Genomic DNA, 5,601 nt, shown 5'->3' on the forward strand with positions numbered 1-5,601 from the left:
GTATTATCTGCGCTTTTGGCTTAGCATCTGCCGCACCTCGCTCGCCGTATCGGCACTTAGAATTATGCGGTATTGCCCTGAATAAAAACAACAGCGCACGGAACGGCACAAATTGCGGCTCCGTGCGCTGTTTTACTTTGTACACCACGTGAAAACACATGGTAAAACTGCACAAAAATGCAGTGCATAATTATTGCAGGTTGTACATTGAACCCCTTGCATTTTGTGCGGGGATATTGTATTATACTAGCAAGAAGCAAAGGCGCTTTGGAATAGCAGATCCGCTGCTTCCAAGGCGCATTTTGTTTTTTAATTAAGTATTTCCCTAAAAAGAAGAGGTTTGCCAGAGCGCCCCGGATTGAGCTTACGAGCTCATCAGTAGAGGGGTGGGTTATCGTTTTAAGGCAAAAATCGGGGACGCTCTGTTTTTCTCCTTCTTTTTAGTAAAACCCGAACGGGGCAGTGGCCGTTCGGGTTTTATTTTTTGCCTTTTTTATTGTGCGGTATATTGGATCACCATGGCCGCGCGGGTTGGCGTGCTGCCGGGGTTATGGTAGGTGTGGCACTGGTCGGCATGGTAATACGCGCAGCTGGGGCTTGAAAAGCCCAGCGCATCCTTTGCCACCCCCACAGTGGAACAGCTTGCCGCGTGGCGCAGAATGGCGAAAAATGAGTACCACATCAAAGTGGTATCTTACCAGTAAAAAAACAAAAGCAAACGGGCACCATGCCGCGGGATAGGCGACTGTGGTGCCCTAGTAAACAAAAGCACCGCCAACCCCAGGGGGGGGCGGGCGGTGCAAAGGGTTATGCGTTATTTGCCGGCCAGCAAAATTCCCAGCACGGCTTTTTCTACATGCAGGCGGTTTTCGGCTTCATCAAAAATCTCGTCTGCGTGGGTTTCAAAAACGTCGGGGGTGATCTCCTCGCCGCGGTGGGCGGGCAGGGGATGCTGCACGATACAGTCCGGCTTGGCCAGCGCCATGCGGGCTGCATCCAGGCAGAAGCCGTTGAAATCCCGGCGGCGGCGCTCGGTTTCGCGCTCCATGCCCATGCTGGTCCACACATCGGTGAACAGCACATCGGCACCGCGGGCGGCTTCGTCCGGGGCGGTGGTCAGCTTAAAGTGGTCGCCATATTCCCGCGCAAAGAAGAGCACATCGGCGGAGGGACGGTAGCCGTTCGGGCAGGCAATGGTAAAGTCCATGCCCATCATCAGGCAGCCCACGATCAGGCTGTTGGCCATGTTGTAGCCATCGCCCACAAAACCGGCTTTCAGCCCGGCCAGTTTGCCCTTGTACTCCCGCACCGTCATCAGGTCAGTCAACACCTGCAGGGGATGGGCGTAATCGGTCATGCCGGAAACTACCGGCACGCCGCTGTACCTGGCCAGGGCGTCCACATCACTCTGCTTAAAGGTGCGGTACACAATAGCATCGTAATAGCGGCCCAGCACGCGGGCGGTATCCTGGATCGGCTCGCCGCGGGCGATCTGCATGTCAGCGGCGCTCAGATAGGTGCCAAGGCCGCCCATCTGGTAGATGCCGACCTCCAGGCTGGTGCGGGTACGGGTGGAATGCTTGCCAAACATCAGGGCAATGGCCTTGCCCTGCAGATCCTTGGGGTCAGTGCCTGCTTTGTGCAGGCGCTTGTATTCATCGGCGACATCCAGAATGTGGATGATCTCATCGGGGGTCAGGCTGCTTAACTTGAGTAAATGCTCCATGAAAACCCTCCTGATCAGTTACATGGATGAAAGCACGTCATCCAGAATAGCCAGTGCCTTGGCAACGTCTGCTTCGCTCAAAATCAGCGGGGGCAGCAGGCGCAGGCGGGTCTTGGCGGTCAGCACCAGAAGGCCCTTGCGCTCGCAGGCAGCGCGCACATCGGCGGCTTTTACGTCATCGGCAAAGGCAATGCCGACCATCAGGCCCATGCCGCTGACAGATGCGACATGCGGCAGAGAGGCAAGACCCTCCCGCAGCTGGGCGGCGCGGGCGTTGACGTTGCGCATGAACGCATCATCCATGGCATCCAGCACAGCGCAGCCGCCTGCACAGACGACCGGGTTGCCGCCAAAGGTGGAACCGTGAGAGCCGGGACCCATGGTATCGGCAACCTTTTTGCTTGCCAGCACGGCACCGATGGGCAGGCCGCCGCCCAGCCCCTTGGCCAGGGTGACGAGATCCGGCTTCAGGCCGAACTGCTCGCAGGCCAAGAAAGTGCCGGTGCGGCCCACGCCGGTCTGTACTTCGTCCACAATAATCAAAATATCGTGGGCGTGGCAGTAGTCGGCAACGCTCTGCACATAGTCGGCGTCCAGCGCAACCACGCCGCCTTCGCCCTGTACCATCTCCATCATAACAGCGCAGACAGAATCATCCACAGCGGCCTTGAATGTGTCAAAATCGTTGGCGGGAATGTAGCCGAAGTTAGCGGGGAAGGGGCCGAAATCCTTGTGGAAAACATCCTGGCCGGTGGCGGTCAGGGTGGCAAGGGTGCGGCCATGGAACGAGTTGACCAGCGTCAGAACTTTGTTGCGGTCGGGATCATAGGTGGTCACACTGTATTTGCGGGCGCACTTGATGGCACCTTCGTTGGCTTCGGCACCAGAGTTGCCGAAAAACACCTGGTCAAGCCCGGTGCGGGCGCACAGCCGCTTGGCCAGCTTGCCGCAGGGGGCGGTGTAATACAGGTTGGAAGAATGCTGCAAACGGGTGGCCTGCATGGTAACGGCCTGTACCCAGGCCGGGTGGCAGTAGCCCAGCGCGTTTACGCCAATGCCGGAGGTAAAGTCCAGATAGGCTTTGCCGTCTGCATCATAGGCATACATGCCCTCGCCGTGCTCCAGCACCAGCGGGCTGCGGGCATAGGTGTGCATAATGTATTTCTGGTCACGTTTGATGACTTTTTCGGTATTCATGGTATTCCCTCCTTGGGAGGTCTGGAATGGTTGGCAGCCGGATTATTCAGGAATAAACCTAAAAAATAGGCGAATGAATAACTGTGCCGTAAGTACATGCTATGTACCCACGGCCAGCTTGCACTATTCTTATAGTATAATATATTGGAAGTTTTTTCGGTACCTTTTTTTCAAAAAAGGTACAAAATCCCCCGTAAATCCCCGTAAAATTAAATCATCGGTTGCCGCGGCGGTAGAACAGGGTGCCGGAACCACGGTCAGAGAACATTTCCAGCAGAACAGAATGAGGAACACGGCCATCAATGATAACAGCCTCATGCACACCCTCATAAATGGCATCGGCCATGCCCTCGATTTTGGGGAGCATGCCGCCGGAGATGATGCCATGTGCCTTGTAGCCCTCTATCTCGGAAATCTCCACTTCGGGGATCAGGGTGGATTCATCGTCCTTGTCATACAGCAGGCCGACAATATCCGTCATGGAAACGAACTTTTCGGCGTGCAGGGCAATAGCAATGGCGGCTGCAGCAGTATCGGCGTTGATGTTGTAGGCAATGCCGTTTTCATCCATGCCAACCGTGGCAATGACCGGGATAAAGCCATCGTTGAGCAGGTGCTCAATCAGGGTGGTGTCCACTTTTTCCACGTTGCCCACATAGCCCAGGTCTACATCACTCTTGCGGGAGCAGGTGATGGTGTGGCCGTCCAGACCACACAGGCCAACACCGCGGCCCTTGAGCAACGCAACCAGATCCTTGTTGACCTGACCGGCCAGAACCTGCTGCACAATGCTCATGGTTTCTTTATCGGTATAACGCAGGCCGTTGACAAACTTGGATTCCTTGCCCACGCGGTTCAGCATCTGGTTGATGGCCGGGCCGCCGCCGTGTACCAGCACAACGCGCACACCCAGCAGGGTCAGGGTGACAAGGTCGTTCATAACGGCCAGTTTCAATTCCTCGTTTACCATGGCATTGCCGCCGTATTTGATCACCAGGGTTTTGCCGTGATATTTCTGGATGTAGGGCGTGGCTTCCGAAAAAAGCAGCGCCATTTCCTCGTTTTTCATAAATCGCTCCCCAAACGTAAAAGTAGCAAGATAAGTTAGGAGTTAGGAGGGAGGAGTTAGGAGTTGGCGGTGTGCGCACAAATTAAAAGCTACAAGCCTAAACGAGCCGTTCATTCCTCATTCCTAATTTCTAATTGCAAAATCAGGTCCGGTAATCGCCGTTGATCTTAACATAGTCATAGGTCAGATCGCAGCCCCAGGCTTTGCCGCTGGCTTCGCCGGTGCCCATATCGACTTTGACCAAAATGTCATGCTCGCCCAGAACCGCATAGGCTTCGTCCTCGCTGAACGGATGGTAGGCGGCGTTTTCGCACACAAACACCTCGCCTGCCTTGCTGGCAATGCGCACGCTGACCTTGTCGATGGAAAAATCCCCCGGCGTATAGCCGATGGCGCACAGGATGCGGCCCCAGTTGGCGTCGCGGCCAAACACGGCGGCCTTGAACAGGTTGGAGCAGACAACGCTCTTTGCCACGGCGCGGGCAATCTCGTGGGTGGGGGCGTGGGTCACTTCGCAGGTGATCAGGTGGGTGGCACCCTCGCCGTCAGAAGCATGCAGGGCGCACATATGCTCCGCCACAGCGCCCAGGGCAGCCAGAAATTTGTCATACTCCGGGCCTTCGGTCACAACAGGCTCGTTGCCCGCCAGGCCGGAAGCCAGCAGCAGCAGGGTATCGTTGGTGGAGGTATCCAGGTCAACGCTCATCTGGTTGTAGGTAGTGGGCACAACGGTGCGCAGTGCCTTTTGCAGCAGCTCCGGGCTGACGGCAGCATCGGTGGTGTAGAACGCCAGCATGGTGGCCATGTTGGGGGCAATCATGCCGCTGCCCTTGCCGATCGCGCCAAGGCGGCAGGTTTTGCCGGCCAGCTCAAATTCAATGGCATATTCTTTCTCGTAAGTATCGGTGGTCATAATGGCCTTGGCAGCTTCGCTGCTGCCCTCGGCGCTGGCCTGCAGCCTGGCCGCTGCGGCGGGAATACCGCGGGCGAACGGGTCAATCGTCATGGGCTGGCCGATAACGCCGGTGGAAGCCGGCAGAACATCCTCGGCTGCAATGCCCAGCTGCTGGGCCACCAGGGCGCAGCACTCATTGGCCAGATCCACACCGTTGGCGGCACAGGTGTTGGCGTTGCCACTGTTCACCAGAACAGCCTGTGCGTGGCCGTCCACCAGGTGGGCGCGGTCAACCTTGATGGGGGCGCCATACACCTTGTTGGTGGTGTAAACACCGGCAGCGGCACAGCGTACATCCGCCTTGATGATGGCCAGATCCAGCTTGTTGGGATTGGCCCGGAACCCGGCATGTACGCCGGAAGCAGAAAAACCCTTGGCGGCACAAACGCCGCCGGGAATGACCTTATACTTTGCCATGTTACTTTTCCTCTTTCCCACAAATAACATCAAAAATCAGAAGAAACGGAACCCACCCGGTAAAGACAGCTGCGGAACGGTCAAGACCGTTCCCTACAAACCACACCAAAGCGGTGCCATGCGGCCAGCAGGCCAACATACCGGAAAACTCCTAACTCCTAAGGCAACACCGCACAATTCCCGCCTTGCGGCTTAAGCACCGCTCCGGCAGCTGCGGCACGGCATCTGCGTTGCCAA

At 56.7% G+C, this 5,601-nt stretch carries 5 protein-coding genes; all 5 read right to left on the reverse strand.

Annotated elements, in window-relative coordinates; all coding sequences use genetic code 11:
* Positions 1 to 493 precede the first annotated feature (493 nt).
* A complete protein-coding gene (locus C4885_RS15210; RefSeq protein ID WP_114001148.1) occupies positions 494 to 682 on the reverse strand; it encodes a hypothetical protein in 189 nt (62 codons plus the stop codon).
* Between the two features lie 132 nt (positions 683 to 814).
* Positions 815 to 1,726, reverse strand: a complete 912-nt coding sequence (argF, locus tag C4885_RS15215; protein ID WP_114001149.1) for an ornithine carbamoyltransferase — start codon at positions 1,724 to 1,726, stop codon at positions 815 to 817.
* Positions 1,727 to 1,744: 18 nt separating this feature from the next.
* Complete coding sequence (locus C4885_RS15220) at positions 1,745 to 2,923, reverse strand: aspartate aminotransferase family protein (protein ID WP_114001150.1); 1,179 nt, start codon at positions 2,921 to 2,923, stop codon at positions 1,745 to 1,747.
* A gap of 214 nt (positions 2,924 to 3,137) precedes the next feature.
* Positions 3,138 to 3,992, reverse strand: coding sequence for an acetylglutamate kinase (argB, locus tag C4885_RS15225; protein ID WP_114001151.1), 855 nt, complete (start codon positions 3,990 to 3,992; stop codon positions 3,138 to 3,140).
* Positions 3,993 to 4,134: 142 nt separating this feature from the next.
* Positions 4,135 to 5,364 carry a bifunctional glutamate N-acetyltransferase/amino-acid acetyltransferase ArgJ gene (gene argJ / locus C4885_RS15230; RefSeq protein ID WP_114001152.1) on the reverse strand — a complete coding sequence of 410 codons (1,230 nt, stop codon included), beginning with the start codon at positions 5,362 to 5,364 and terminating at the stop codon, positions 4,135 to 4,137.
* Between the last annotated feature and the right edge of the window lie 237 nt (positions 5,365 to 5,601).

The organism is Subdoligranulum sp. APC924/74, from assembly GCF_003324125.1.
GTDB lineage: Bacteria > Bacillota > Clostridia > Oscillospirales > Ruminococcaceae > Gemmiger > Gemmiger qucibialis.

Coding starts and splice junctions, on each gene's coding strand:
- argJ (WP_114001152.1), bottom strand. CDS start 5,364: ATGGCAAAGTATAAGGTCATTCCCGGCGGCGTTTGTGCCGCCAAGGGT.
- argF (WP_114001149.1), bottom strand. CDS start 1,726: ATGGAGCATTTACTCAAGTTAAGCAGCCTGACCCCCGATGAGATCATC.
- argB (WP_114001151.1), bottom strand. CDS start 3,992: ATGAAAAACGAGGAAATGGCGCTGCTTTTTTCGGAAGCCACGCCCTAC.
- C4885_RS15220 (WP_114001150.1), bottom strand. CDS start 2,923: ATGAATACCGAAAAAGTCATCAAACGTGACCAGAAATACATTATGCAC.
- C4885_RS15210 (WP_114001148.1), bottom strand. CDS start 682: ATGTGGTACTCATTTTTCGCCATTCTGCGCCACGCGGCAAGCTGTTCC.